At 60.4% G+C, this 22,543-nt stretch carries 22 protein-coding genes; 9 read left to right on the forward strand and 13 right to left on the reverse strand.

Going from position 1 to position 22,543, the window contains the following annotated elements; genetic code table 11:
- Nucleotides 1-6: 6 nt before the first annotated feature.
- Genes AC1RT4_RS16105 through AC1RT4_RS16115 form a run of 3 tightly spaced genes read right to left on the reverse strand, consistent with a single transcriptional unit; the run spans nucleotide 7 to nucleotide 3,826 of the window.
- Nucleotides 7-1,083 carry a glycosyltransferase gene (locus AC1RT4_RS16105; RefSeq protein WP_493086263.1) on the reverse strand — a complete coding sequence of 359 codons (1,077 nt, stop codon included), beginning with the start codon at nucleotides 1,081-1,083 and terminating at the stop codon, nucleotides 7-9.
- Nucleotides 1,084-1,124: 41 nt separating this feature from the next.
- A complete protein-coding gene (locus AC1RT4_RS16110) occupies nucleotides 1,125-3,347 on the reverse strand; it encodes a polysaccharide biosynthesis tyrosine autokinase (RefSeq protein ID WP_493086265.1) in 2,223 nt (740 codons plus the stop codon).
- Nucleotides 3,348-3,385: 38 nt separating this feature from the next.
- Nucleotides 3,386-3,826, reverse strand: coding sequence for a low molecular weight protein-tyrosine-phosphatase (locus tag AC1RT4_RS16115; protein WP_179694273.1), 441 nt, complete (start codon nucleotides 3,824-3,826; stop codon nucleotides 3,386-3,388).
- Between the two features lie 291 nt (nucleotides 3,827-4,117).
- Here AC1RT4_RS16115 and AC1RT4_RS16120 point away from each other — a divergent pair, with 291 nt between their 5' ends.
- Nucleotides 4,118-5,062, forward strand: coding sequence for a glycosyl hydrolase family 5 (locus tag AC1RT4_RS16120; protein ID WP_493086267.1), 945 nt, complete (start codon nucleotides 4,118-4,120; stop codon nucleotides 5,060-5,062).
- A 190-nt stretch (nucleotides 5,063-5,252) separates the two neighbouring features.
- On the forward strand, nucleotides 5,253-6,179 hold the full coding sequence (tal, locus tag AC1RT4_RS16125) for a transaldolase (protein WP_007951616.1): 927 nt from the start codon (nucleotides 5,253-5,255) through the stop codon (nucleotides 6,177-6,179).
- A gap of 73 nt (nucleotides 6,180-6,252) precedes the next feature.
- On the opposite strand, the gene rssC is transcribed toward tal, so the two are convergent.
- The 3 genes from rssC to AC1RT4_RS16140 form a co-directional block, all read right to left on the reverse strand.
- A complete protein-coding gene (gene rssC / locus AC1RT4_RS16130; protein WP_003226553.1) occupies nucleotides 6,253-6,735 on the reverse strand; it encodes an anti-sigma factor antagonist RssC in 483 nt (160 codons plus the stop codon).
- Nucleotides 6,735-7,916 carry a two-component system response regulator RssB gene (rssB, locus tag AC1RT4_RS16135; RefSeq protein WP_493086270.1) on the reverse strand — a complete coding sequence of 394 codons (1,182 nt, stop codon included), beginning with the start codon at nucleotides 7,914-7,916 and terminating at the stop codon, nucleotides 6,735-6,737. Before rssB ends, rssC begins: the two co-directional genes overlap by 1 nt.
- Before the next feature lie 322 nt (nucleotides 7,917-8,238).
- Nucleotides 8,239-8,928: an MlaA family lipoprotein gene (locus AC1RT4_RS16140; RefSeq protein WP_011335174.1), complete on the reverse strand. Its 690-nt coding sequence runs from the start codon at nucleotides 8,926-8,928 to the stop codon at nucleotides 8,239-8,241.
- Between the two features lie 185 nt (nucleotides 8,929-9,113).
- On the opposite strand from AC1RT4_RS16140, the gene pcrP reads away from it, so the two are divergent.
- Together pcrP and AC1RT4_RS16150 are read left to right on the forward strand one after the other, a co-directional pair.
- Nucleotides 9,114-9,734, forward strand: a complete 621-nt coding sequence (gene pcrP / locus AC1RT4_RS16145) for an HAD superfamily inactivated hydrolase PcrP (RefSeq protein WP_127799026.1) — start codon at nucleotides 9,114-9,116, stop codon at nucleotides 9,732-9,734.
- Between the two features lie 108 nt (nucleotides 9,735-9,842).
- Nucleotides 9,843-10,106 carry a DUF4404 family protein gene (locus tag AC1RT4_RS16150; RefSeq protein WP_007951611.1) on the forward strand — a complete coding sequence of 88 codons (264 nt, stop codon included), beginning with the start codon at nucleotides 9,843-9,845 and terminating at the stop codon, nucleotides 10,104-10,106.
- Between the two features lie 63 nt (nucleotides 10,107-10,169).
- Here AC1RT4_RS16150 and queF read toward each other — a convergent pair whose 3' ends face one another.
- A complete protein-coding gene (gene queF, locus AC1RT4_RS16155; protein ID WP_493086273.1) occupies nucleotides 10,170-11,000 on the reverse strand; it encodes an NADPH-dependent 7-cyano-7-deazaguanine reductase QueF in 831 nt (276 codons plus the stop codon).
- Between the two features lie 61 nt (nucleotides 11,001-11,061).
- Nucleotides 11,062-11,595: a copper-resistant cuproprotein CopI gene (gene copI / locus AC1RT4_RS16160; RefSeq protein ID WP_493086275.1), complete on the reverse strand. Its 534-nt coding sequence runs from the start codon at nucleotides 11,593-11,595 to the stop codon at nucleotides 11,062-11,064.
- 154 nt (nucleotides 11,596-11,749) lie between these two features.
- Here copI and AC1RT4_RS16165 point away from each other — a divergent pair, with 154 nt between their 5' ends.
- Nucleotides 11,750-12,430 carry a heavy metal response regulator transcription factor gene (locus tag AC1RT4_RS16165; protein WP_011335179.1) on the forward strand — a complete coding sequence of 227 codons (681 nt, stop codon included), beginning with the start codon at nucleotides 11,750-11,752 and terminating at the stop codon, nucleotides 12,428-12,430.
- Nucleotides 12,430-13,770, forward strand: coding sequence for a heavy metal sensor histidine kinase (locus tag AC1RT4_RS16170; protein WP_493086277.1), 1,341 nt, complete (start codon nucleotides 12,430-12,432; stop codon nucleotides 13,768-13,770). The genes AC1RT4_RS16165 and AC1RT4_RS16170 overlap by 1 nt, the downstream gene beginning before the upstream one ends.
- 30 nt (nucleotides 13,771-13,800) lie before the next feature.
- On the opposite strand, the gene AC1RT4_RS16175 is transcribed toward AC1RT4_RS16170, so the two are convergent.
- The 3 genes from AC1RT4_RS16175 to AC1RT4_RS16185 all read right to left on the reverse strand — a co-directional run bounded on the left by AC1RT4_RS16175 (nucleotide 13,801) and on the right by AC1RT4_RS16185 (nucleotide 17,050).
- Nucleotides 13,801-15,045 (reverse strand): lipoprotein-releasing ABC transporter permease subunit, encoded by a 1,245-nt coding sequence (locus AC1RT4_RS16175; protein WP_011335181.1) that lies wholly within the window; start codon nucleotides 15,043-15,045, stop codon nucleotides 13,801-13,803.
- Nucleotides 15,046-15,108: 63 nt separating this feature from the next.
- Complete coding sequence (lolD, locus tag AC1RT4_RS16180; protein WP_162831788.1) at nucleotides 15,109-15,792, reverse strand: lipoprotein-releasing ABC transporter ATP-binding protein LolD; 684 nt, start codon at nucleotides 15,790-15,792, stop codon at nucleotides 15,109-15,111.
- A 7-nt stretch (nucleotides 15,793-15,799) separates the two neighbouring features.
- Complete coding sequence (locus AC1RT4_RS16185) at nucleotides 15,800-17,050, reverse strand: lipoprotein-releasing ABC transporter permease subunit (protein WP_011335182.1); 1,251 nt, start codon at nucleotides 17,048-17,050, stop codon at nucleotides 15,800-15,802.
- 94 nt (nucleotides 17,051-17,144) lie between these two features.
- Between AC1RT4_RS16185 and AC1RT4_RS16190 the strand changes: the two genes are divergently transcribed.
- Nucleotides 17,145-17,726: a PilZ domain-containing protein gene (locus AC1RT4_RS16190; RefSeq protein ID WP_207983433.1), complete on the forward strand. Its 582-nt coding sequence runs from the start codon at nucleotides 17,145-17,147 to the stop codon at nucleotides 17,724-17,726.
- 14 nt (nucleotides 17,727-17,740) lie between these two features.
- Nucleotides 17,741-18,463, forward strand: a complete 723-nt coding sequence (locus AC1RT4_RS16195; RefSeq protein ID WP_007953017.1) for a glycerophosphodiester phosphodiesterase — start codon at nucleotides 17,741-17,743, stop codon at nucleotides 18,461-18,463.
- Nucleotides 18,464-18,505: 42 nt separating this feature from the next.
- On the opposite strand, the gene sthA is transcribed toward AC1RT4_RS16195, so the two are convergent.
- Nucleotides 18,506-19,900, reverse strand: coding sequence for a Si-specific NAD(P)(+) transhydrogenase (sthA, locus tag AC1RT4_RS16200; protein WP_007953019.1), 1,395 nt, complete (start codon nucleotides 19,898-19,900; stop codon nucleotides 18,506-18,508).
- Nucleotides 19,901-20,097: 197 nt separating this feature from the next.
- The gene (locus AC1RT4_RS16205; protein ID WP_493086281.1) at nucleotides 20,098-21,147 is read right to left on the reverse strand and encodes an FAD:protein FMN transferase; all 1,050 of its coding nucleotides are present in this window, start codon (nucleotides 21,145-21,147) and stop codon (nucleotides 20,098-20,100) included.
- A gap of 53 nt (nucleotides 21,148-21,200) precedes the next feature.
- On the opposite strand from AC1RT4_RS16205, the gene AC1RT4_RS16210 reads away from it, so the two are divergent.
- Nucleotides 21,201-22,493 (forward strand): MFS transporter, encoded by a 1,293-nt coding sequence (locus AC1RT4_RS16210; RefSeq protein WP_493086283.1) that lies wholly within the window; start codon nucleotides 21,201-21,203, stop codon nucleotides 22,491-22,493.
- The last annotated feature ends 50 nt before the right edge of the window (nucleotides 22,494-22,543 follow it).

Genomic DNA, 22,543 nt, shown 5'->3' on the forward strand with positions numbered 1-22,543 from the left:
TTCTACTTAATAAGAGGGAGCGGAATACACGTCGTAGGTCTGGCGGATCATCAACGCGGCGCTGAAACGCTCGCGGACGATGCGCCGACCTTCGATGCCGAGGGCCGACAACGCAGGCTTCTGGATTTTCTTCAGGCGCTCGGCCAAGGCCTGATGATCACCGGCGGGGAACACGTAACCGGACACACCATGAGTGACCAGTTCGGGCAACGACGTGCAGTCGCTGGCGATCACCGGCAGGCCCAGCGCCATCCCTTCCAGCGGCACCATGGCAAAGCCTTCCCAGCGGCTCGGGACGATCAACGCATCGGCTTTCTGATACAGCGCGTGCACTTCGGTTGGCGTCACCCAAGGCAGATATTCCACGCCATCCAGCGGCGGACATTCGACGACGTCCTCGTTCACCGCACTGCCCACCACCGTCAGTTTCAGGTCGCTGCGCTGTGCTTCGCTGTAGGCCTTGAGCAACACGTCGAAGCCTTTCTGGTAGTCGAGGCGGCCGACGAACAGCAAATGAATCGGTGCCGGGTCGTTGACCTTGCGTTCGTCATTCTTGTGATCGATGCCGTTGTAGATCAGCGTCATGCGCTGGCGCTCGATGCCAAACTTCGCGGCCTTGTCCAGCTCGAACTGGCTGACGCAGATGATCTTGTCCGTGACCTTTTGCAGCACCCGCTCGATCCACGCATAGACCTTCTGTTTGATCGGCGAGCTTTCCATCAGGAACGAAAACGCATGGGGGCAGTAGACGATTTTCGGCTTGCGCCATGGCCGCAGGAGCACGCACACGCAACGGCCGATCACCCCGGAAAAGGTGCTGTGCAAATGCACCACGTCGGGTTTTTCCTTGAGCAGGACCCGCGCCAGTTGCCAGGCAAAACGCAGCAGCGACGGCACATTCCGCCCGCTTCGGGCGAAGGTGCGGATCTGCTGTGCATCGATGCCGTGCAGTTCTTTCTTCTGGTCGAGCGGGACCAGATACACCAGCTCATAGCGCCCGTCTTCCGGAGCCGCCGAAATCGTGCGGATGACCGTCGCCACCCCGCCTTTGATCGTTTCCGCCACGTGCAGTATTTTTTTCACAACCCACCCACTTTCATGCCTGTAAGGACCGTCGCTGAGATTCAGGACTGGTCGGACGCGTATTCGTAGTTGTAATAGCTGCCGTTGCCGTAATAGCTGGCCGCGCGCTTCTCGACGCCGTTGAACACCGCGCCCTTCAACTCGATACCGTTCTGGGCGAAACGACGGATCGTCATTTCGATTTCCTTGGCCGGGTTCACCCCGAACCGCGCAACGATCAGACTGATGCCGGCTTCGCGACCGACAATCGCCGCATCGGTCACGGCCAGCAGCGGTGGCGTGTCGATGATCACCACGTCATAGCGCTCGCTGAGTTGCGCCAGCAGTTCGCGGAAATTGGCGTGCATCAACAGCTCGGAAGGGTTCGGTGGAACCTGGCCACGGCTGATGAAGTGCAGGTTGTCGACCTCGACCTTGTTGATCGCCTGATCGAGGGTGCAGCGCTTGACCAGCAGATCCGACAAACCGTTGGTGATCGGCGTGTTCAGGGTCTTGTGCAGATGCCCCTTGCGCATGTCGGCGTCGATCAGCACCACACGCTGCCCGCTCTGCGCCATGACCGCCGCGAGGTTGGAAGAGACGAAGGTCTTGCCGACCTGCGGGCTCGGACCGGAAATCATGATGCGGTTGTTGGTCGAATCCAGCGCCGCGAAGTGCAGGCAGGTGCGCAGGCTGCGAATCGATTCGATGGACAGGTCCGTCGGGTTGCGCAGGGCCAGCAGATACGCCGGTGTGTCTGCCGCGAGTTTGGCCCGGACTTTTTTGCTGTCCTCTTCCTGTTGCAGGGCGCTGTAGGGAATCGACGCGTAGACCGGCAAGCCGAGTTGCTCAATGGCTTCCGGCCCTTCCAGGCCCTTGCTCAGGGATTTGCGCAACAGCACCAGCGCCACGCCGACGAAGGCACCGAGGAAAGTGGCGATCAACACGATCAGGGCTTTTTTCGGTTTGACCGGACTGGTCAGGTCGACGTCCGCCGTATCCACCAGGCGCACGTTACCCACGGCACCGGCGCGGATGATGTCCAGCTCCTGGGATTTGTTCAGCAACTGGGTGTAGATCTGCGAGGCGACTTCGACATCGCGGGTCAGGTTGAGCAACTCCTGCTGCGTGGCCGGCAGGTCCTGAACCTTGCCTTCCAGCGAGCGCTGTTGCTGGGTCAATTCACCGATCTGCGTCATCAGCGCGCGATAGGCCGGGTGCTGCTTGGTGAACTTGCGGTCCATCTCCGCCTGTTGCAGTTTCAGCTCGGAAATCCGCGTTTCGAGCGCGACGGACTGGCCGAGCACCGATTGGGTTTCCAGCGAGATGTTCACGGTCTTGCCATGGGTCTGGTAGGCGTTCAGCGCATCGCTGGCCTTGGCCAGATCACGCTTGACCTGCGGCAACTGACTTTGCAGGAAGGCCAGGCTCTGCGCCGCTTCGGCCGAGGTGCGGCGCACGTTCTGATCCACGTACAGCGAGGCGATCTTGTTGAGGATCTTCACCGCTTCGGCGGCATCGCTGCTGGCCAGGGCCAGACGGATGATCCCCGATTCCTTGCCTTGCTCGGAGATGTCCAGCGCGTCCTGATAACCCTGAATGGTCACGATCCGCGGGTAACGCACCACTTCGAAACGCGTCCCGGGGTTGGCCAACAGTTGCGCGACCTGCCCTTCTACGCCGTCCTGCGCGAAGGCTTCGCCCGCCACGCCGTCGACAAGCAGGTTGTCGTTGTCGTCGAGCAGTTGAAAGCGATGTTGCTCGCCGGCGATCAGGGTGAGTTTCTTGCCCAGCAGTTCCTTGGGCAGATTGAGCTTGGCAAACTCCAGGCGTTCACCGCCCCAGGCGTAGCTGCTCAGGCCGAAACGCGGTGGCGCGACGCTGAGTTCGGTCTCGCCGCGATAGCGCCGGGAAAGAAAGCCGCCGATCAGCGGAAAGGTGTTGGGGGTGACGTCGATATCCAGACGCAGATCGTCGACCGTCTTGCCGATCACCGCGCGGGATTTGATGATGCCGATTTCGGTCACCGACGGCGATTGCCCGCCGAGCATGCTGTTGAGGTCGGAAAAACCGAGCATGTCGTTCTTTTTCGGCTCGACCTGCACCAGCGCGTTGGCCAGATACACCGGCGTGGCCAAAATCGCGTAGGCCACACCGGTCATCATGAACGCGCCGGTGAACGCACCGATCAACCATTTCTGATCGATCAGGCTGCCGAAGATGCCGAGAAGATCAATACTGTCTTGATCGTTGTCGCGGGTGCCGATAACTGACGGTAACTGCATAAGTCTTTCTTACCATTCACTGAACTGAAGAATATTCATCAACGCGCCAGGCGTTGCGCCCATGAGCTAACAGCATCTTCAATCAATGCATGGGCATGAATAAAAGCGGCTTGCCCCTGACGATACGGGTCCTGTATTTCTCGTTCGCTCTGCCACTTGCCCAGCAGAAACACTTTGCCCCTGGCGTGAGAGGCAATCTTCAGTACTTGATTAACATGTTGTTTTTCCATGACCAGAATCAGGTCTGATTCATTGACGATGTCCGCTGTCAGTTGCCGCGCCGTGAACCCTTCGGCACTGTGGCCGTGGTCTTCCAGCACCCGGCGCGCGGTCGACTCCATGCCTTCGCCGACCCGTGCAGACAGGCCTGCGGAGGTCACGCTGATCGCCGAGGGTGTCAGTGCATTGCGCAACAGAAGTTCCGCTGTCGGACTTCGGCAGATATTGCCTACGCAAACGACAAGAATCTTTTTGAACAAGGTTTACTTTCCCGTGTAATGTCAATCGGCCAACATGCCTTGCACATTCGAATGAACCCGCAAGACCTTCCTTCACTCGGAAATAGATTCACCCGTTAATACCGGTGCATTAAGTACCACGGCCTCTAAAAGTCCCCCAACCAGAATTACCGGACTAAAAATAACTGTGATTTTCGGGCGAAAGTTTTCCGACAAAAAATAACATTCGTGCACTTCGCGCCCTCTTCGTCATCGAAATACAGGCAACGAGATAACTATTGGCTAGATGTCATTCTCATCAGGAGAGCAGACATGAAATCAGCACATCTCAAACATCTTGGTGCCGCCGCCCTGTTGATGCTCAGTGCTACCGCGCAGGTTCACGCCAGCGCGTTGTTCCCGTCACTGCCCGCCAGAACCATCGGCGTACAAGTCAAGATCCAGAACTTCACCCCGGCCGACGCCGAGCAGATCAAAGCGGCCGGATTCAGCTTCGTGCGCTTCGGCGTCTGGAGCGACAGCCTCGGCGCCAAGGCCTATCAGAAACAGATCAGCGATGCGTTCGCGGCGGCGCGATCTGCCGGCTTGCCGGTCTTGATGACCGTGCGCGCCACCAAACCGTTGACCGGCGACCTGACAACCGCCGGCGAAGCGTTCGCCAACGCGGTGACGGGACTTGAGCAAGCCTGGAGCACGCAACTGGTGGGGATCGAAATCTGGAACGAGCCGGATCTCGACACCTACTGGCCCACTGGAGACTTCAAAAACACCTTCGTGCCGTTCATGACGGCCATGTGCAAGACGCTGCAAGGCAAGCCGCAATCGACGCCCCTGGTCGGATTCGGTTTCGCCCGCCTGCCGACGGCTGGCTCCGCCTCGACCGTGGCACTCAACAGCATCCTCGGCACTTATCCGCAGTGCCTGGATGCCATTTCCTACCACCCCTACGGCATGACCGCGACGCAGATCAGCAACGCGCAAACCTTCATCCAGCAAAACTTCCATCTGCCGGGGGTCATCAGTGAATGGGGCATCTCGGCGCTGGCCTCCAACGGCGGGCCGGACGGGCAAGCGAGTAAAATCTCTGCGTTCATCGCCGATGTTAAAAAACTCAACATCCCGCTGACGTCGATTTACGAATGGAAGAACAGCGAGTCGGGCAGTAACGACCGGGAGAAGAACTTCGGCTTGCTGACCTCCGACGGGCAGTCGAAACCGGCACAAACCGCGGCCTCGACCCAGCTCAACGCCGAATAGGCGCTGCGCAACGGGTCGGTTGCTTTGAACCTGTGGTCCTTTTTGGCATCGTATTGATCGATAACGCGCCCCGCCTTTCAAACAGCCGTTTTCAGGTTGTTGCCAGCGGGGCGCTCGATACGCCGACATGCCCTTGAGTGGCTGCCGACGCTCGGGTAATGTCACCAGACCCATAGGACAGAGCACGCTCATGACTTCCAAGCTGGAACAACTCAAACAGTTCACCACCGTCGTGGCCGACACCGGCGACTTCGAAGCGATTGCCCGGGTCAAACCGGTCGACGCCACCACCAACCCTTCCCTGCTGCTCAAGGCCGCAGCCATTCCGGCCTACGCCGAACTGCTGAACGCCAGCGTGCGCGACTGCAAGGGCGATGTCGGCCTGGCAAGCGACCGTTTCGGCGTCGCGGTCGGTCAGGAAATCCTCAAGGTCATTCCGGGCCGCATTTCCACCGAAGTGGATGCGCGCCTGTCGTTCGACAAGGACGCGATGCTCAAGCGTGCCCATCGCCTGATCGAGCTGTACGACAAGGCCGGCGTTGGCCGTGACCGCGTGCTGATCAAGATCGCTTCGACCTGGGAAGGCATCCGCGCCGCCGAGATCCTGGAAAAGGAAGGCATCCAGACCAACCTGACCCTGCTGTTCTCCTTCGCTCAGGCCGCGGCCTGCGCCGATGCCGGCGTGTTCCTGATCTCGCCGTTCGTGGGCCGCATCTACGACTGGTACAAGAAGGCCAACGGCAACGACTACACCGGCGCCGACGATCCGGGCGTGCAGTCCGTGACGCGCATCTACAACTACTACAAGGCCAATGACTACAAAACCGTGGTCATGGGCGCGAGCTTCCGTAACCTCAACCAGATCGAGCAACTGGCCGGCTGCGACCGCCTGACCATCAGCCCGGACCTGATCGAGAAACTGGCAGCCGACACCGGCAAGCTGGAACGCAAACTCGCTCCGGGCCATGCCGGCGAAGCGCGCCTGAGCCTCAACGAAGCGCAATTTCGCTGGTTGTCCAACGAAGACGCGATGGCCACCGAGAAACTGGCCGAAGGCATCCGCCAGTTTGCCCGCGACCAGGAAAAACTCGAGGCGCTGCTGCAAGCCAAGCTGTAATCGGCCAAGCGCAGACGCAAAAAGGGCGAACCCTCACAGGTTCGCCCTTTTTTGTGCCTCGCGGATTGATCGATCAATGCCGTTCGAGGGCATTCACCAGGTCATGGAACGCTTCGCGGTTGGAGTCGTTCAGGCCCATGAGGATCTTGTGCGCTTCGAGCACCTTGATCCGCACCACCTCTTCCGACTGATCCTGATCCGGCAGGTCGTCGAGGCATTCCGGGCACGGCACGGGATGGTTGACGATATTGAACACCTGCTCGAAACCCATCGACTGCAACAGACGGGTGATGTCCTCGTGGGTGGTGACCACGGTCGGCAGCAGGCCGACCTTCTGCCGCGACAGGATCGACAGTTTGGCCAGCAGGCCCAACGTGGTGCTGTCGATGCTGCGGGTTTCGGTCAAATCGATCACGATCGCGTTGAAATTCAGCGCGGTGAAGATTTTTTCAATAGTCGCATCCAACGCCGAACACAGGGTCAGGCGAACTTCACCGACGAACTTCAGGACGAAGGTGCCGTCCTGCTCGGCGAACTGGATTCTACCGGTACTCATTAAAGATTCCTGCTCAACACCAACAGGGCGATATCATCCGGCATCTCCCCTAGCGTGGCCAATCCAAAAACCTGCCGCAGACCATCCAGGCTGCCGCCCGCCGACTTGACCCGTTCGGGCAAGGCGGCTTCTTTTTCTTTGAGCGTGGGTTCTGGCAAAAGATCCAGAATGCCATCAGACATCAGCGTCAGGCTGAACGTCGGTGGCAGCTCGAGCACGTGGTCTTCGTAGGTGGCTTCGTTGAAAAGCCCCACGGGCAGACCGCGCCCCTCGAGGTAGCGAACACTGTCAGGCGTGTACAACACAGGCAACGGCAGATGGCCGCCGATGCTATAGGTCAACAAACCGGTCTCCTCGTCGATGACTCCACCGACCATTGTGACGTGTTTACCCAGCTTACAACTGATCAGCCCCCGGTTGATATGACCGAGGACTTCCGAAGGCTTGAATTCCGGCAGTGTGCCGTTGCGCTTGGATTCGAACAGCAAGCGCGTGGTCATGAACTTCAGCAGCACGGTGACGAACGCTGAAGAAGCGCCATGACCCGAGACATCCGCCAGGTAGAACGCCACCCGGCGCTCGTCGACCCGGAAGTAGTCAACAAAATCACCCGACAGGTACAGCGACGGGATGATCTGGTGCGCAAACCTGAACTCGTCGATGGTCCACGGACTTTCCGGCAGCATGTTCATCTGCACCTGGCGACCGGCGTTCTGGTCTTCCTGGAGCAGGTTCAGGCTGGCTTCGAGTTCGCGGTTGGCCTTTTCCAGTTTCTCGCGGTAGCGCTGGTTTTCCAGCAGCAGACGCGCACGATCCAGGGCCCGGCGCACGGAATGCTCGAGCACGGCCAGATCTTCGAGAGGCTTGATCAGGTAATCCGCCGCGCCCAGGCGCAGGGCCTCGACCGCGTCGTTCATCACGCCGGCGCCCGAGACCACGATCACCGGTGTCTGCGGTGACCGCTCAGTGACCTGACGGATGAGTTCGAGACCGCCCATCTGCGGCATGCGCAGATCGCAGATGACCAAGTCGGGCGTGTCTTGCTCGAATACCTGAAGACCCTGCTGGCCGTTACTGGCCTGCAAGACGCTGAAACCACTGTCTTCCAAATAGGCCGCGAGGCTCGCGCGCACTACTTCGTCATCATCGATTATCAGCAGCGTGGCACTGGTTTTTGGCATGTGGGCAAACGGCGCCAGAATTAGGTTGGCGTAGCAGGCGGGGCAATGGCCCGGCGCAGACTACTGGATTCGCTTTCTAGCCTCTCTGCTGCACCGCTTCGGAGCGTTTGCCCCGCACACGGTTGCACCAGAGGTGCCCTTCTAAGGCGCAGACGGTACTCCCATCCTTCGAGCGTTTCAAGCATGCGCCGATGGTCGCTTGGAGACTTTGTTTGTCAAATCACTCGCAGTTATAAGAACGGGTTCTTCGGTAACCCAATCATTGGACGCGGCCACAAAAAAGGCGACCTCGCGGTCGCCCTTTTCTGCCGATCAATCGCGATCAGAAATCGTCTTCGACCTGCCCGTCCTTGACCTTGAACTCGCGGTTCTGCAGGTAGGCGTTGCGGATGAAGGTGTACTTGTCGCCGCTGATCAGCTTCTCGCTCGACAGCAGGCTGGCGCGGGTGTCGACGATGTTCAGGCCGAAAATCGAGTTACGCACCGGCACATCGTTGATGTAGCGGTACGGGCCGGTGAAGCTGTCGACGTACTTGGACGGTGCGTCGCGCAGGGTGCTTGGGCCCATCAGCGGCAGCATCACGTAAGGACCGCTGCCGACGCCCCAGTAGCCGAGGGTCTGGCCGAAGTCTTCGTCGCTGCGGTTCAGGCCCATCTTGGTGCCGACGTCGAAGAAACCGAGCAGGCCGAAGGTGGTGTTGAAGATCAGCCGAGCGGTGTCGACGCCAGCGGCGGCCGGTTTGGCCTGAAGAATGTTGTTCGCCAGGTTGGTGACATCACCGACGTTGCGGAACATGTTGTGGATGCCGTCTTCCAGGAATTGCGGAGTAACAAATTCGTAGCCTTGCGCCAAAGGCTTCAGCGCATAGGTGTCGACGAAATCGTTGAACTGGAAGATCGGACGGTTGACGCTTTCCCAAGGGTCTTCTTCCGTTGCGGCCTGAGCGGCGAACGGCACCAGCATCACGCTGGCACATACACAAAGCTGAGCAAGAGGATGGCTCCAGCGCATAGAAAACTCCTTGGATAGTACGGACGCAGCACCTGGGCCGCGACGATAAGTGCGTCAGTATAAGACGGAAATGCTGCTTTAGGCAGTTCCCCGGTGAATCCCTCTGTAGGACGCTTCGTCATTGGCCTGTCATGCAACTGTCACCGATGTTGCCTAGCCTGATCGCTATTTCAGGGACGTTTTCCATGCCTCAAGCCGAAGCCTTGCCCCTCGCAGCACCGACGCTGACCGCCGTGCTGTTCGGACTCAGCGGCTGTCTGGTGGACTTCGGCGCCCGCGCCCGTCATCACACCAGCGTCGGCCCGGAACACGCCGACGTCACACCCGGCGCACTCGACAGCCTGCGCAGCCTGCAACGCCAGCAAATCCCCTGCGCCTGGCTCGATGAACTGTCCACGGCCTGCACTCAAGTCCTGTCATCGGCGCTGCCTGACTGGATCAAACCGTCGCAACATTCGGCAACAATCAATCCGTGGCCGGCGCCCAATGCCTGCTGGCAGGCGTTAATGGGCTTGAATGTCGATCGCCTCGACGGTTGCGTGCTGGTCAGCGGCGAACCGCGCCTGCTGCAATCGGGCCTGAATGCCGGGCTTTGGACCATTGGCCTGGCGTCCTGCGGTTCACTGTGCGGCCTGGCACCCAGCGAATGGCAAGCCCTGAGCCAGAAGGAGCGTGAACAACTGCGCGGCAAGGCGACGGTGCAACTGTTCGGCCTCGGCGTGCACTCGGTGATCGATCATCTGGGCGAGCTCGACACTTGTCTCGCGGACATCAGCCTGCGTCGCCTCAAAGGCGAAAAGCCCTGACCGGGATCATGCAGGTTGGCCAAGAGTGGATTAGTCTTAAGGAGAGCCATAGACCTTTGGCGCACGGCTGCGGTCTATGCCAGTGCCTCTCGATAAAAGGAAACAACCATGCCCGCTCAAGAACTGCAAAAACAGCTCAATGCCCTGCGCGAGCAACTGGATCAGACTCCGCCGCTCACCGAAGAAGAGCGCGAACATCTGCACGACCTGATGGCGCAGATCGAATCCGAGATAAAACTGGAACAGTCCACTCAGGAAAACAGTATCGCCGATGGTGTGAACCTGGCGGTCGAACGCTTTGAACTCGAACACCCGACCATCGCCGGTACTTTGCGCAACATTGCTACTACCCTGCACAGCATGGGCATCTGAAACCCGCGAATGCAAAAAAGCCCTGCCATCACTGGCAGGGCTTTTTCATGTCCGCGATGCGGGTTACTGACGAACCAGACGATGGTTCGGCAGTTGCACGCTTTCAGTGCTGCGGTACGGGTTGATATCGAGCCCGCCCCGGCGCACGTAACGCGCGAACACCGTGAGTTTTTCCGGTTTCAGCAGGCGCTGCAGGTCGAGGAAGATCCGCTCCACGCACTGCTCGTGGAAGTCCGAGTGCTGACGGAAGCTGACGATGTATTCCAGCAGGCTGGCGTGATCCAGCGCCGCGCCACGGTATTCCACCACCACGCTGCCCCAGTCCGGCTGGCTGGTCACCGGGCAGTTGGATTTGAGCAGATGACTGTGCACGCTCTCCTCCATCACGCGCGAATCGTCGCAGCGCAGCAGTTCAGGGCGCGGGTGTTCGTAGTTGCTGACGCTGATGTCCAGATCGTCGATGCACACACCCGGCAACGCCACGACGCCTTCGGCTTCGACGTCTTTCAGGCTGCGAACCCGCACGCCCACCGGTTTGCCGGCAGCAGCGGACAAGTCCTTGACCAGTGTCGCTTCGAGGCTCGCGATGTCGGCGAACGGCGTCTGGTTCAGCGAATTGAGGTACAGCTTGAACGACTTGGATTCGATGATGTTCGGCGAATCCGCCGGAATACTGAATTCACCGATCGCCACCACCGGCTTGCCCGACGGCAGCAGCCACGACAGCTCGAAGCAGTTCCAGAAATCCACGCCTTTATACGGCAGGGTTTCGGCGGTCAGGCCCAGCTCGGCCCATTTCGCGGTGCGCGGGATCGGGAACAGCAGGGACGGTGTGTACGTGGCGATGTATTCGCTGGATTTGCCCAGCGGCGAATGTTCGGCTGCGGGATGCATGGCGGAAACCTGACTGAAGAATCAGCGGATTCTACCAGCCTTTGCTCCCGCCTTTGAGTGCTTACTGACTGACAGTCAGTTTGCCGACCATTCCGGCCTGGTAATGCCCGGGAATGTTGCAGGCAAACTCCAGGTTCACCGCTTTGCTGAAGGTCCAGGTCAACTCGGCGGTTTTACCGGGCTCCACCAGCACACTGTTGGGATCGTCATGCTTCATGACATGCCCCATGGAGCCGTGATCCATGCCCGCCATGTCGTGGGACATTTCCTTCATGCCAGTCGGCGTAAGCATGCCGCTTTGCTGCATCTGCAACATTTCCTGCTGGTGTTTTGCATGCATCGTTGCGTCGCCGAGGTTGAATTCGTGCAGCAACTGGCCTTTATTCACCAGCACAAAACGAACGGTCTCACCGGCTTTGATCTCGATCGCCTTCGGATCGAAGCTCATGTCGCCCATCACCACTTCAATGCTGCGGGTGGCCTTGGCGGCCGGGGCCGGCTGGCCGAAGTCATAGGTGTGCGCCGGCGATGCCCACAGCGGCGAACTGAGCGCCAGCAGACACGCGGCAAGGGCCAGACGGTTGCGCAAAAACATAGTCGTACTCCAACAAATCAAGGTTCAGCCTGTGGGAAACTCTAGCCCGCCTGCGCTGGCAGCGACCTGACAGGCAGATTACAACTTTGTCAGGTTGGCGCTCACAGCGTTTGCCCACGGTATAACGTCCTCGTTCCCGCAACCCGAGCCGCCCATGAAACTGCTGATCGTCGAAGACCAACCCAAAACCGGCCAGTACCTGCGCCAGGGCCTGACCGAGGCCGGTTTCAACACCGAACTGGTGGCCGACGGCACCACCGGCCAGCAATTGGCGTTGAGCGGCGACTATGCGCTGCTGATCCTCGACGTGATGCTGCCCGGTCGCAATGGCTGGCAGATTCTGCAAGCGGTGCGCAGCGCCGGCCTGGAAACGCCGATCCTGTTTCTGACTGCCAAGGACACCGTTGAAGACCGGGTTCACGGCCTCGAACTGGGCGCCGACGATTATCTGGTCAAACCGTTCGCCTTCTCCGAATTGCTGGCCCGGGTGCGCAGCCTGTTGCGTCGCGGCAGTTCCACGCCCCAGGAAACCAGCCTGCGCCTGGCCGATCTGAGCCTGGACCTGATCCGCCGCCGGGTCGAACGCAGCGGTCAACGGATCGACCTCACCGCCAAGGAGTTCGCCCTGTTGGAAATGCTCCTGCGCCGCCAGGGCGAAGTACTGCCCAAATCGCTGATCGCCTCGCAGGTCTGGGACATGAACTTCGACAGCGACACCAACGTTATCGAAGTGGCGATTCGCCGACTGCGCCTGAAGATCGATGACGACTTCCCCAACAAACTGATTCACACCGTGCGCGGCATGGGTTACGTCCTTGAAGAGCGTGCCGACTGATGCGCCGACTGTCCTTGAGCGGTCGGTTGGCGCTGTTGTTTGCAGGCTGCACCGCAGTGGTTTCGCTGGTGGCCGGGGTCGTTTTCGATCGGGCCAGCGAGGGCCACTTCATCGAGCTCGACCAGCAACTGCTCGAAGGAAAACTGCTCAGCGTGCGTCAGACGCTGCTGAGTGGAAGCGACGCCGCGCACATCACCGATGAATTGAGCCAACAGGGCGATGTCTCGCTGCGCATCAGCAGCCCTGAGGGGCAGCGCTGGTTCGGTCGCTCGTTGCATGCCCCGGCAAACCTGCCGCAGCAACCCGGTCTGGCCACCATCAACGACAACGGCACCGACTATCGCCTGCTCAACGCCGCGCTTGAACCGGAAAAACCGGATTCCCCGCAATTGACCTTGCTGCTGGACATCACCCACCACCAGCACTTCCTGCAACGCATGCAGCATCTGATCTGGCTGACCGTCGGCCTGTCGGCGCTGGCTACTGCGTTGCTCGGCGCCTGGGCTGCTCGCAGCGGTCTTCGCCCGTTACGCCGTATGAGTGCGGTGGCCCGTGGGATTTCGGCGCAATCGCTGAATGCCCGACTGCCGGAAGCGCGGATGCCCGCAGAACTCGCGGAATTGGCTCACAGCTTCAACGCCATGCTCGGACGCCTCGATGACTCCTTTCAGCGACTGTCAGCGTTCTCTGCCGACATCGCCCATGAACTGCGCACCCCATTGTCGAACCTGCTGACCCACACTCAAGTCACCCTGACCCGCCCTCGCCCCCTCGAAGACTATCGCGAAGCGCTGCACAGCAACCTCGAAGAGCTGCAATGGATGGCACAGTTGGTGAACGACATGCTTTATCTGGCCAAGGCCGACCACGGTTTGCTGGTGCCCAAGCGTGAACCGCTGGAGCTGGCGGAAGAAGCCGATGCGTTGCTGGAGTTTTTTGCGCCGCTGGCCGAAGACGCTCAGGTCAGCCTGAGCCGTGACGGTGCGGGGCGGTTTGCGGGTGATCGCGCGATGTTGCGTCGGGCGCTGTCGAATCTGCTGGATAACGCGTTGCGCTTTACCCCTGCAAACGGCGAAGTACGCGTACAGGTGGCCGAGCAGGCGAAATCATTGAGCGTGACCGTGGAGAACAGTGGCGAGGGGATTTCTGCTGAATTGTTGCCGCGTTTGTTCGACCGGTTCTACCGGGCAGATCCGGCGCGCCAGGAAGGCAGCAGCGAGCATGCGGGATTGGGGCTGGCGATTACTCAGTCGATCATCCGGGCCCATGGCGGGCAGATTCATTGCGAATCGGCTCAGGGCTGGACGCGGTTTGTGATTGAGTTGCCGAAAAACGATTGAGGCCGGCAATGCCGGCCTCAATGGGGGAACTTACGAATAGCGCAACGCGTGCGCCGGTTCGATCTTCGCCGCTCGCCAGGCCGGGTAAACCGTGGCCAGGAAGCTGAGGATGAAGCCCGCCGAGCAGATCAGCAGCACGTCGCCGCCCTGCAACTCCGATGGCAGGTTGCTGACGAAGTACACATCCGAACTGAAGATGTGCTGCCCGGTCACTCGCTCGACCCAGCCCACCATTTCACTGACGTTTAGCGCGGCAATCACGCCCAACACACCTCCGATGATGGTGCCGACGATGCCGATCACCGTGCCCTGCACCATGAAGATCGCCATGATCTGCCGTGGTGTGGCGCCGATGGTACGCAGGATCGCAATGTCCGCGCCCTTGTCGTTCACCACCATGATCAGGGTCGCGATGATGTTGAACGCCGCCACCGCGACGATCATCAGCAGCAAGAGGCCGATCATGGTTTTTTCCATCTTCATCGCGCTGAACAGGCTACCCTGGGTGTGGGTCCAGTCGTCAGCCTTGAAGTCGGCGCCGAGGCCGCTGGCGATGTCCGACGAAACCTTCGGCGCTGCGTACAGATCCTTCACCGCCAGACGCACGCTCTGCACCTGATTCGGCTCCCAGTGCTGCATGGTCGCGGCGTCGGAGACGTGGATCAGGCCCATGGAACCGTCGAGCTCGGCACCAACCTTGAACACGCCGACCACGTTCAGACGCTGCATGCGCGGGGTGATACCGCCCGGTGCGGTGCTGACTTCAGGGACGATCAGGGTGATCTTGTCGCCGACATTGAGGCGGAAACGCCGGGCGGTGATTTCACCCAGCACTACGCCGAACTCACCCGGCTTCAAGGCATCGAGACGGCCCTGAACAATGTGCTGGGCAACGATCGACACCTTGCCTTCCTGGGCCGGGTCGACGCCGCTGATCTGGATCGGCTGCATCATGCCCTTGTAGGACAGCATGCCTTCCATCTCGGTGAATGGCACGGCGGCCGTCACTTCCGGGTTCTTCATCGCGGCGGCGGCCACTGGCTGCCAGTCGTCGATCGGCTTGACGCCAACGATGGTCGCGTGAGGCACCATGCCGAGAATGCGCGAGCTCATTTCGCGCTGGAAGCCGTTCATCACCGACAGCACCACGATCATCGCCAGCACGCCGAGGGCGAGGCCGATCATCGAGGTCATCGAGATGAACGAAACAAAGCGATTGCGGCGCTTGGCGCGGGTATAGCGCGTGCCGATAAAGATCGATAACGGTCTGAACATTCGCTGGGGCACCGTATAAAAATAAAAGACCCGATGCCTTTTCAGGCACCGGGTTTCAAGCCGTCAGATGGGGGTCAGGCAACCTTCCTGCAGCTGCAGGACGCGGTCCATCTGGCGAGCCAGGTTCATGTCGTGAGTCACCACCAGAAACGCCGTGCGCATCGAAGTGCTGAGTTCCAGCATCAGATCCTGAATGCCTTCGGCGGTGTGGGAGTCGAGGTTGCCGGTCGGCTCGTCGAGCATCACCAGCCCTGGATTGTTCACCAGCGCACGGGCGATGGCCACACGCTGGCGTTCGCCACCGGACAGTTCTGCCGGTTTGTGCTCCAGGCGATGGCCCAGACCGACCCGCTCCAGCAACGCCGTGGCGCGCTGACGGGCTTCCGGGATCGCGGTCTTGCCGATCAGCAGCGGCATGCAGACGTTTTCCAGCGCGGTGAATTCCGGCAGCAGGTGGTGGAACTGGTACACGAACCCGAGGGCGCGGTTACGCAGCAGGCCACGCTTCTTCTCGCTCAGCGCCGACAGCTCTTCACCGTCGAGCCAGACACCGCCCTTGGTTGGCGTGTCGAGACCGCCCAGCAGGTTGAGCAAGGTACTTTTGCCCGAACCGGATTTGCCGACGATCGCCACCCGCTCACCCGGATGCAGTTCCAGTTGCAGGTTGGCCAGCACTTCCACCGACTCCGGGCCTTCCTCGTAGGATTTGCCCAGGTTGCGGCAGCTCAAGATTGCTTTTTCACTCATGCCCGACTCACTCATAACGTAGCGCCTCCGCCGGCTGGGTGCGCGCGGCACGCCAGGCTGGATACAGGGTGGCGAGGAAACTCAGGACCAACGCAGCGGCGCAGACCATGACCACGTCCTGGCTCTGCACCTGCGACGGCAGGTAATCGATGAAATACACGTCGGCGTTGAGGAATTTGTGTCCGATCACGCCTTCGAGGGCCGAAATTGCGGCGCTGACGTTGAGCGCGGCGAAGATCCCGACCACGGCGCCGATGGCCGTGCCGACCACGCCGATCACCGTGCCCTGCACCATGAACGTGCGCATGATCGTGCCTGGCGTGGCGCCGAGTGTGCGCAGAATGGCGATGTCGCCCTTCTTGTCGTTCACCACCATCACCAGCGTGGAAATGATGTTGAACGCCGCCACTGCGACGATCAGCAGCAACAGCAGGCCGATCATGGCTTTTTCCATGCGGATCGCCTGATACAGGTTGCCGTGGGTACGGGTCCAGTCGCGGGCGTAGTAACGGTCTTCGCCGAGGCGCTGGGCGATGTTCCACGCCTCACGCGGCGCCTGGAACAGATCGTCGAACTTCAGACGCAGGCCCTGCACCTGATCAGGCTTCCAGCGGTGCATCTTGGCCAGATCCTGCAGGTTGGTGACGCCCAGGTAACCGTCGAGTTCACCGGCGCCGACATGGAAAATGCCGACCACGGTGAAGCGCTTCATGCGCGGGAACATCCCGGCCGGGGTCACGCTGACCTCCGGTGCGACGAAGGTGATCTTGTCACCGATGCCCACGCCGAGCTTGGTCGCGGCCTTGTCGCCGATCACGATGCCGAAGCTGCCCGGCGTCAGATCGTCGAGTTTGCCCTGCTTCATGAAGTTGTCGATGATCGAGACGTTGCGTTCCAGCGCCGGGTCGATGGCATTGAGCAACACCTTGGACACCTGGCCGTTGTTGGTCAGCAACCCCTGCATCTGGGTGAACGGCGCGACGGCCGCCACCTGCGGGTTCTGCTTGACCTTGGCGGCCAGGCTCGGCCAGTCGTTGATGGCTTCACCGGACTCGATGGTCGCGTGGGGCACCATGCCCAGCACGCGGGTGCGCATCTCATGATCGAAGCCGTTCATCACCGACAGCACCACGATCATCACGACCACGCCAAGGGCGAGCCCGATCATCGAAGTCAGGGAAATGAATGACACAAAATGATTGCGACGCTTTGCACGGGTATAACGCGTGCCGATAAATACGAAGAGAGGTCTGAACATGTCGGGGCTTGTTCGGAGGGAAAAGGAACGTCCTTGTGGCGGGGGTCGATAACCAGCTTTACACTCAGACCACCGCCGCTACCATGGGTTCGCCATGTCGACATTAGATGAAGAAGATCGCCGCGAATACTACCGTATCGAGGACACGATCGCACTGGAAATTCGGCCCCTGTCCGCTCCCGAAGCCGCAGGCCAGGAAGTGTTGCAGGATGCTTCTCCACTGTTCAACCTGCTCAGCGAATTGCACCTGAGCGAATTCGAGTCGCAACACCTGCTGCGCCAGATCAGTGAACGCGACCGCGCCATCTCGGCGTTCCTGAAATCCCAGAACAAACGCATCGACCTGCTCAGCCAGGTGATCGCCCTGACCGTGCTCGGCCATATCGGCGAGCCGCAGCCGGTGATCATTTCCGAGGGCGGCATCGACTTTCAGCACCCGACCCCGATCGCCACCGGCGCCCATCTATCGGTGAAACTGGTACTGATGCCCCAGGCGCTTGGCCTGTTGCTGCGCGCCCGCGTGACCCATTGCGACCGCAAGGGCGACGGCTACGACGTCGGCACCGAGTTCGAACACCTGACCGACGCCCAGCGCCAGTTGCTCGCCCGCTATATCTTGCAGAAGCAGGCCCAGGAACGACGTCTGGCCCGCGAACAGAACGAATCAGGCATCTAAATTAAGGAAGAACCGTGACCCTTATCTACGGCCACCGCGGCGCCAAGGGCGAAGCACCGGAAAACACCCTGAGCAGTTTTCAGGAATGCCTCAAGCACGGCGTACGCCGTTGCGAGCTGGACCTGCACCTGTCCAAGGACGGCGAGCTGATGGTCATCCACGACCCGACCCTCAAGCGCACCACCGACCGGCGCGGCAAGGTGGTCGAGCACACCGCCGCCGATCTGGTGACCTACGACGCGCGCAAGGGCGGCCCGGGCTGGATCAAGCCATGCCCGATTCCGACGCTGGAAGAACTGTTCGAAAAGTGCGACTTCGAGCACTGGCAGCTGGAAGTCAAAAGCGCTTCGCGCACCCGCGCCGCGACCACCGTGCTGGCGATCCGTGAAATGGCAGTCAGACACGGGCTGCTCGATAAGGTGACGATCACCTCGAGTTCGCGGGAAGTATTGAAGGCTGCACTGGATCTGGTGCCCGACGTATCGCGCGGCCTGGTGGCCGAATACGCCTGGCTCGACCCGTTGAAGGTCGCGCAAAGCTACGGCTGCGAGATTCTGGCGTTGAACTGGACGCTGTGTACGCCGGAACGCCTGCAAAAGGCGCAGCGTCAGGGGCTGCATGTGTCGGTGTGGACCGTCAACGAGCCTGCGCTGATGCGCAGACTCGCCGACTTCGGCGTTGACAGCCTGATTACAGACTTTCCCGGTTTGGCCACTGCCACCCTCGGGAATTGCTGAAATCGGTCTCCCCGGCCGGCTCAGGCCACCGGCCGGAGCCCGTCAAAAAAGCCGGTTGAGGCCGTCGTACGCCGCTACCCGATAGGCTTCGGCCATGGTCGGGTAGTTGAACGTGGTGTTGACGAAGTACTTCAGCGTGTTCAGTTCGCCCGGCTGGTTCATGATCGCCTGACCGATGTGCACGATCTCCGACGCTTGATAGCCGAAGCAGTGAACGCCCAGCACTTCCAGGGTTTCACGGTGGAACAGGATCTTCAGCATGCCTTGCGGCTCGCCGGCGATCTGTGCACGCGCCATGCTCTTGAAGAACGCCTTGCCCACTTCGTACGGCACTTTGGCCTGGGTCAGCTCCTGCTCGTTCTTGCCGATCGAGCTGATCTCCGGAATGGTGTAGATGCCGGTCGGCACGTCATTCACGAAACGCCAGCTGCCGTTGTCGACAATGCTGCCAGCGGCCGAACGACCCTGGTCGTGGGCGGCACTGGCCAGGCTCGGCCAGCCGATCACGTCACCGGCGCCATAGATGTTCTGCACGCAGGTGCGATAGTTCTCGTCGACTTCGATCTGGCCACGGCTGTTGACCTTGACCCCGATGTTTTCCAGACCCAACTGATCGGTGTTGCCGGTACGACCGTTGCACCAGAGCAAGGCGTCGGCCTTGATCTTCTTGCCGGACTTCAGGTGCAGGATCACACCGTTGTCCACGCCTTCGACCCGGTCATACTCTTCGTTGTGACGCACGGTGATGTTGTTGTTGCTGAAGTGGTAGCTCAACGCCTGGGAGATTTCCGAGTCGAGGAAGCTCAGCAGCTGACCGCGGTTGTCCACCAGTTCGACCAGCACGCCCAGACCGCTGAAGATCGAAGCGTATTCACAGCCGATCACGCCGGCGCCGTAAACGATCAGTTTGCGCGGGGTGTGGCCGAGGCTGAGGATGGTGTCGCTATCGTAGATACGCGGGTGGTGGAAATCGATGTCCGCCGGGCGATAAGGACGCGAACCGGTGGCGATGATGATGTGCTTGGCCACCAGTTTCTCGACCACGCCGTTGGCGCAGACCACTTCGATGGTTTGCTCGTCGGCGAAGCTGCCGGTACCGAAGAACACGTCGACGCGGTTACGGGCGTAGTAGCCGGTACGCGAAGCGACTTGCTTGGAGATGACTTTCTCGGCGCTTTTCAACACGTCCGGAAAGGAGAACCAGCGCGGCTCGCCGATCGCACGGAACATCGGGTTGGTGTTGAACTGCATGATCTGCCGCACCGAGTGACGCAGGGCCTTGGACGGGATGGTGCCCAGGTGGGTGCAGTTGCCGCCGACCTGGCGACGGCTGTCGACCATCGCCACCTTGCGCCCTGCTTTGGCGGCGTTCATTGCCGCGCCTTCTCCCGCCGGGCCGGAACCCAGCACCACCACGTCGTAGTTGTAGACAGCCATGCGTACTCCTCAGAACAGGCCGCGGTGCCAGCAGCACCGGCGGCTAAATCACGCCGAACGACGGCGCGAAGGAACAATTGGGGGCCAGTAGAAAACCCGGACACAGTCTATAGAAGCGTCAACGCCGCGCACATTAACCCTTGGTCGCGTCGTAGGCTACTTTTGCCTGCACTACAACGCCAGCTTTCGTACTGTTCTCAGTCAACTTTTGCGCCACTGAGCTGTTCGAAAGCGTGACTGGTGCGGGTGACGAAACCTGTATCGGCACGAATTACAAAGAATGCACCAATGTCGTGTTTTTCGGCATAGTCCCAGGCCCTTTCAGGCCCGAGAATCAGCAACAGCGTCGATAGTCCATCGGCCATCAGCGCTGAAGGATGAATTACCGTGACCGACGCCAGATCGTGTAGGACGGGCGCACCGGTCCGGGCATCGAAGGTGTGGGAATAGCGCCGGCCATCCTGCTGAAAATAGTTGCGGTAGTCACCCGAGGTGGAGAGACCGTAGCCATCGACATTAATGACACGCTCTGCCACTTGCTGATCGTCACGCGGTTCCTCCAGAGCGATACGCCATGGCGAACCATCAAGCTTTTTGCCGGACGCCTTGAGCTCGCCGGTGGCTTCGGCAAGGTAATCATGAATACCCAGGGCCTCGAGCCGCGCGGCAATGGTGTCGACCGCGTAACCGGCGGCGATGCTGTTGAAGTCCACCTCGACCGCCGCATCCTTGCACAAGCGATCGCCGTCGATGCGCAGGTGCTGATGACCGACTTTCTGCCGCACTTCGGCCAGCGCCGGGGCATCCGGGACTTTTTCTTCACGCCCCTGCGGGCCGAAACCCCATAGATTCATCAGCGGTTCTATCGTGAGGTCGTAGGAGCCTTCGCTTTGTTGCGACAACTGCTCGCCCACGCGGATCAATTCAAGGATCGGTGCGGGCATGACCTGACAGCGATCAGCCGGCAATGCATTGAAGCGCGAGATGTCGGAGTCTGCGCGGTAAGTCGACATCTGCCGGTCGACGTCCGCGAGGATTTTTTCCACTTCGACACGCACCTCCTGCGGGGCAGGTAGATTGGCGTGGCGCACGTACTTGATCGAATAGGTGCTGCCCATCGTCGGGCCGCCGAAAGTCTCGAGGGAATCGCCGTTGCCGCAACCGGCCAAAACCCAGCCCAGCAGCACGAGAATCCCCCACCGTCCAGTTAACAATTCTTCATCTCCCCGCAAAACCGCGCCGGCCATTATGGGCTACGAGCGCAACGCTTTCTTACAAGATTTAGAGTGAGTACCTACCCATGTCTTCCACGACCGGCAAAGGCAAGGCGATTTTTCGCGTTGTCAGCGGCAACTTTCTCGAGATGTTCGACTTCATGGTCTACGGCTTCTACGCCACAGCCATTGCCAAGACCTTCTTTCCCACCGACAGCGCCTTCGCTTCCCTGATGCTCGCCTTGGCCACGTTCGGCGCAGGTTTCCTGATGCGTCCGCTGGGGGCGATTTTTCTCGGCGCCTACATCGACCGTCACGGCCGACGCCAGGGCCTGATCATCACGTTGGCCCTGATGGCAGCCGGCACCGTGCTGATTGCCTGCGTGCCGGGCTACGCCACCCTTGGGGTCGCCGCGCCGTTGATCGTACTGTTCGGCCGATTGCTGCAAGGTTTCTCGGCCGGTGTGGAATTGGGCGGTGTGTCGGTGTATCTGGCGGAAATCGCCACGCCGGGCCGCAAGGGCTTTTTCGTCAGCTGGCAGTCCGCCAGCCAGCAGGCGGCCGTCGTATTCGCCGGCCTGCTCGGTGTCGGCCTCAACCACTGGCTGAGCCCGGAACAGATGGGCGAATGGGGCTGGCGCGTGCCGTTCCTGATCGGCTGCATGATCGTCCCGGTGATTTTCGTCATCCGCCGCTCGCTGGAGGAAACCCCGGAGTTCCAGGCGCGCAAACATCGCCCTACCCTGCAGGAAATCGTCCGCTCGATCGGTCAGAACTTTGGCATCGTCATCGCCGGCATGGCGCTGGTGGTCATGACGACGGTGTCGTTCTACCTGATCACCGCCTACACGCCGACGTTCGGCAAGGCGGAATTGCACCTGTCGGACTTCGATGCGTTGCTGGTGACCGTATGCATCGGTCTGTCGAACTTCTTCTGGCTGCCGGTGATGGGCGCGGTGTCGGACAAGGCCGGGCGTAAACCCCTGTTGTTGGCGGCGACGATTCTGGCAATCCTGACCGCTTATCCGGCGTTGTCGTGGCTGGTGGCGAATCCGAGTTTCAGTCACTTGCTGATCGTCGAGTTGTGGCTGTCGTTCCTGTACGGCTCGTACAACGGGGCGATGGTGGTGGCGCTCACCGAGATCATGCCGGTGGAAGTTCGTACGACCGGTTTCTCGTTGGCCTACAGCCTGGCGACCGCAACCTTCGGTGGCTTTACACCGGCGGCCTGCACTTATCTGATCCATGTGCTGGACAACAAAGCGGCACCGGGGATCTGGCTCAGCGGCGCAGCCGTATTGGGCCTGATCGCCACGCTGGTGCTGTTCCGTGGCAACAGGCACGAGCTGCGTACGGCACAAGCGGCTATCCCCCGCTAAGGCAAATCGCACACAAACAAAAACGCCCCGACCTAAGTCGGGGCGTTTTC

This window comes from Pseudomonas sp. GW821-FHT11D10 (assembly GCF_058808435.1).

Excerpts from the sequence above, each read along its gene's own strand:
- AC1RT4_RS16110 (WP_493086265.1), bottom strand. The coding sequence starts at position 3,347 with ATGCAGTTACCGTCAGTTATCGGCACCCGCGACAACGATCAAGACAGT.
- AC1RT4_RS16120 (WP_493086267.1), top strand. The coding sequence starts at position 4,118 with ATGAAATCAGCACATCTCAAACATCTTGGTGCCGCCGCCCTGTTGATG.
- tal (WP_007951616.1), top strand. The coding sequence starts at position 5,253 with ATGACTTCCAAGCTGGAACAACTCAAACAGTTCACCACCGTCGTGGCC.
- rssC (WP_003226553.1), bottom strand. The coding sequence starts at position 6,735 with ATGAGTACCGGTAGAATCCAGTTCGCCGAGCAGGACGGCACCTTCGTC.
- rssB (WP_493086270.1), bottom strand. The coding sequence starts at position 7,916 with ATGCCAAAAACCAGTGCCACGCTGCTGATAATCGATGATGACGAAGTA.
- AC1RT4_RS16140 (WP_011335174.1), bottom strand. The coding sequence starts at position 8,928 with ATGCGCTGGAGCCATCCTCTTGCTCAGCTTTGTGTATGTGCCAGCGTG.
- pcrP (WP_127799026.1), top strand. The coding sequence starts at position 9,114 with ATGCCTCAAGCCGAAGCCTTGCCCCTCGCAGCACCGACGCTGACCGCC.
- AC1RT4_RS16150 (WP_007951611.1), top strand. The coding sequence starts at position 9,843 with ATGCCCGCTCAAGAACTGCAAAAACAGCTCAATGCCCTGCGCGAGCAA.
- queF (WP_493086273.1), bottom strand. The coding sequence starts at position 11,000 with ATGCATCCCGCAGCCGAACATTCGCCGCTGGGCAAATCCAGCGAATAC.
- copI (WP_493086275.1), bottom strand. The coding sequence starts at position 11,595 with ATGTTTTTGCGCAACCGTCTGGCCCTTGCCGCGTGTCTGCTGGCGCTC.
- AC1RT4_RS16165 (WP_011335179.1), top strand. The coding sequence starts at position 11,750 with ATGAAACTGCTGATCGTCGAAGACCAACCCAAAACCGGCCAGTACCTG.
- AC1RT4_RS16170 (WP_493086277.1), top strand. The coding sequence starts at position 12,430 with ATGCGCCGACTGTCCTTGAGCGGTCGGTTGGCGCTGTTGTTTGCAGGC.
- AC1RT4_RS16175 (WP_011335181.1), bottom strand. The coding sequence starts at position 15,045 with ATGTTCAGACCGTTATCGATCTTTATCGGCACGCGCTATACCCGCGCC.
- lolD (WP_162831788.1), bottom strand. The coding sequence starts at position 15,792 with ATGAGTGAAAAAGCAATCTTGAGCTGCCGCAACCTGGGCAAATCCTAC.
- AC1RT4_RS16185 (WP_011335182.1), bottom strand. The coding sequence starts at position 17,050 with ATGTTCAGACCTCTCTTCGTATTTATCGGCACGCGTTATACCCGTGCA.
- AC1RT4_RS16190 (WP_207983433.1), top strand. The coding sequence starts at position 17,145 with ATGTCGACATTAGATGAAGAAGATCGCCGCGAATACTACCGTATCGAG.
- sthA (WP_007953019.1), bottom strand. The coding sequence starts at position 19,900 with ATGGCTGTCTACAACTACGACGTGGTGGTGCTGGGTTCCGGCCCGGCG.
- AC1RT4_RS16205 (WP_493086281.1), bottom strand. The coding sequence starts at position 21,147 with ATGGCCGGCGCGGTTTTGCGGGGAGATGAAGAATTGTTAACTGGACGG.
- AC1RT4_RS16210 (WP_493086283.1), top strand. The coding sequence starts at position 21,201 with ATGTCTTCCACGACCGGCAAAGGCAAGGCGATTTTTCGCGTTGTCAGC.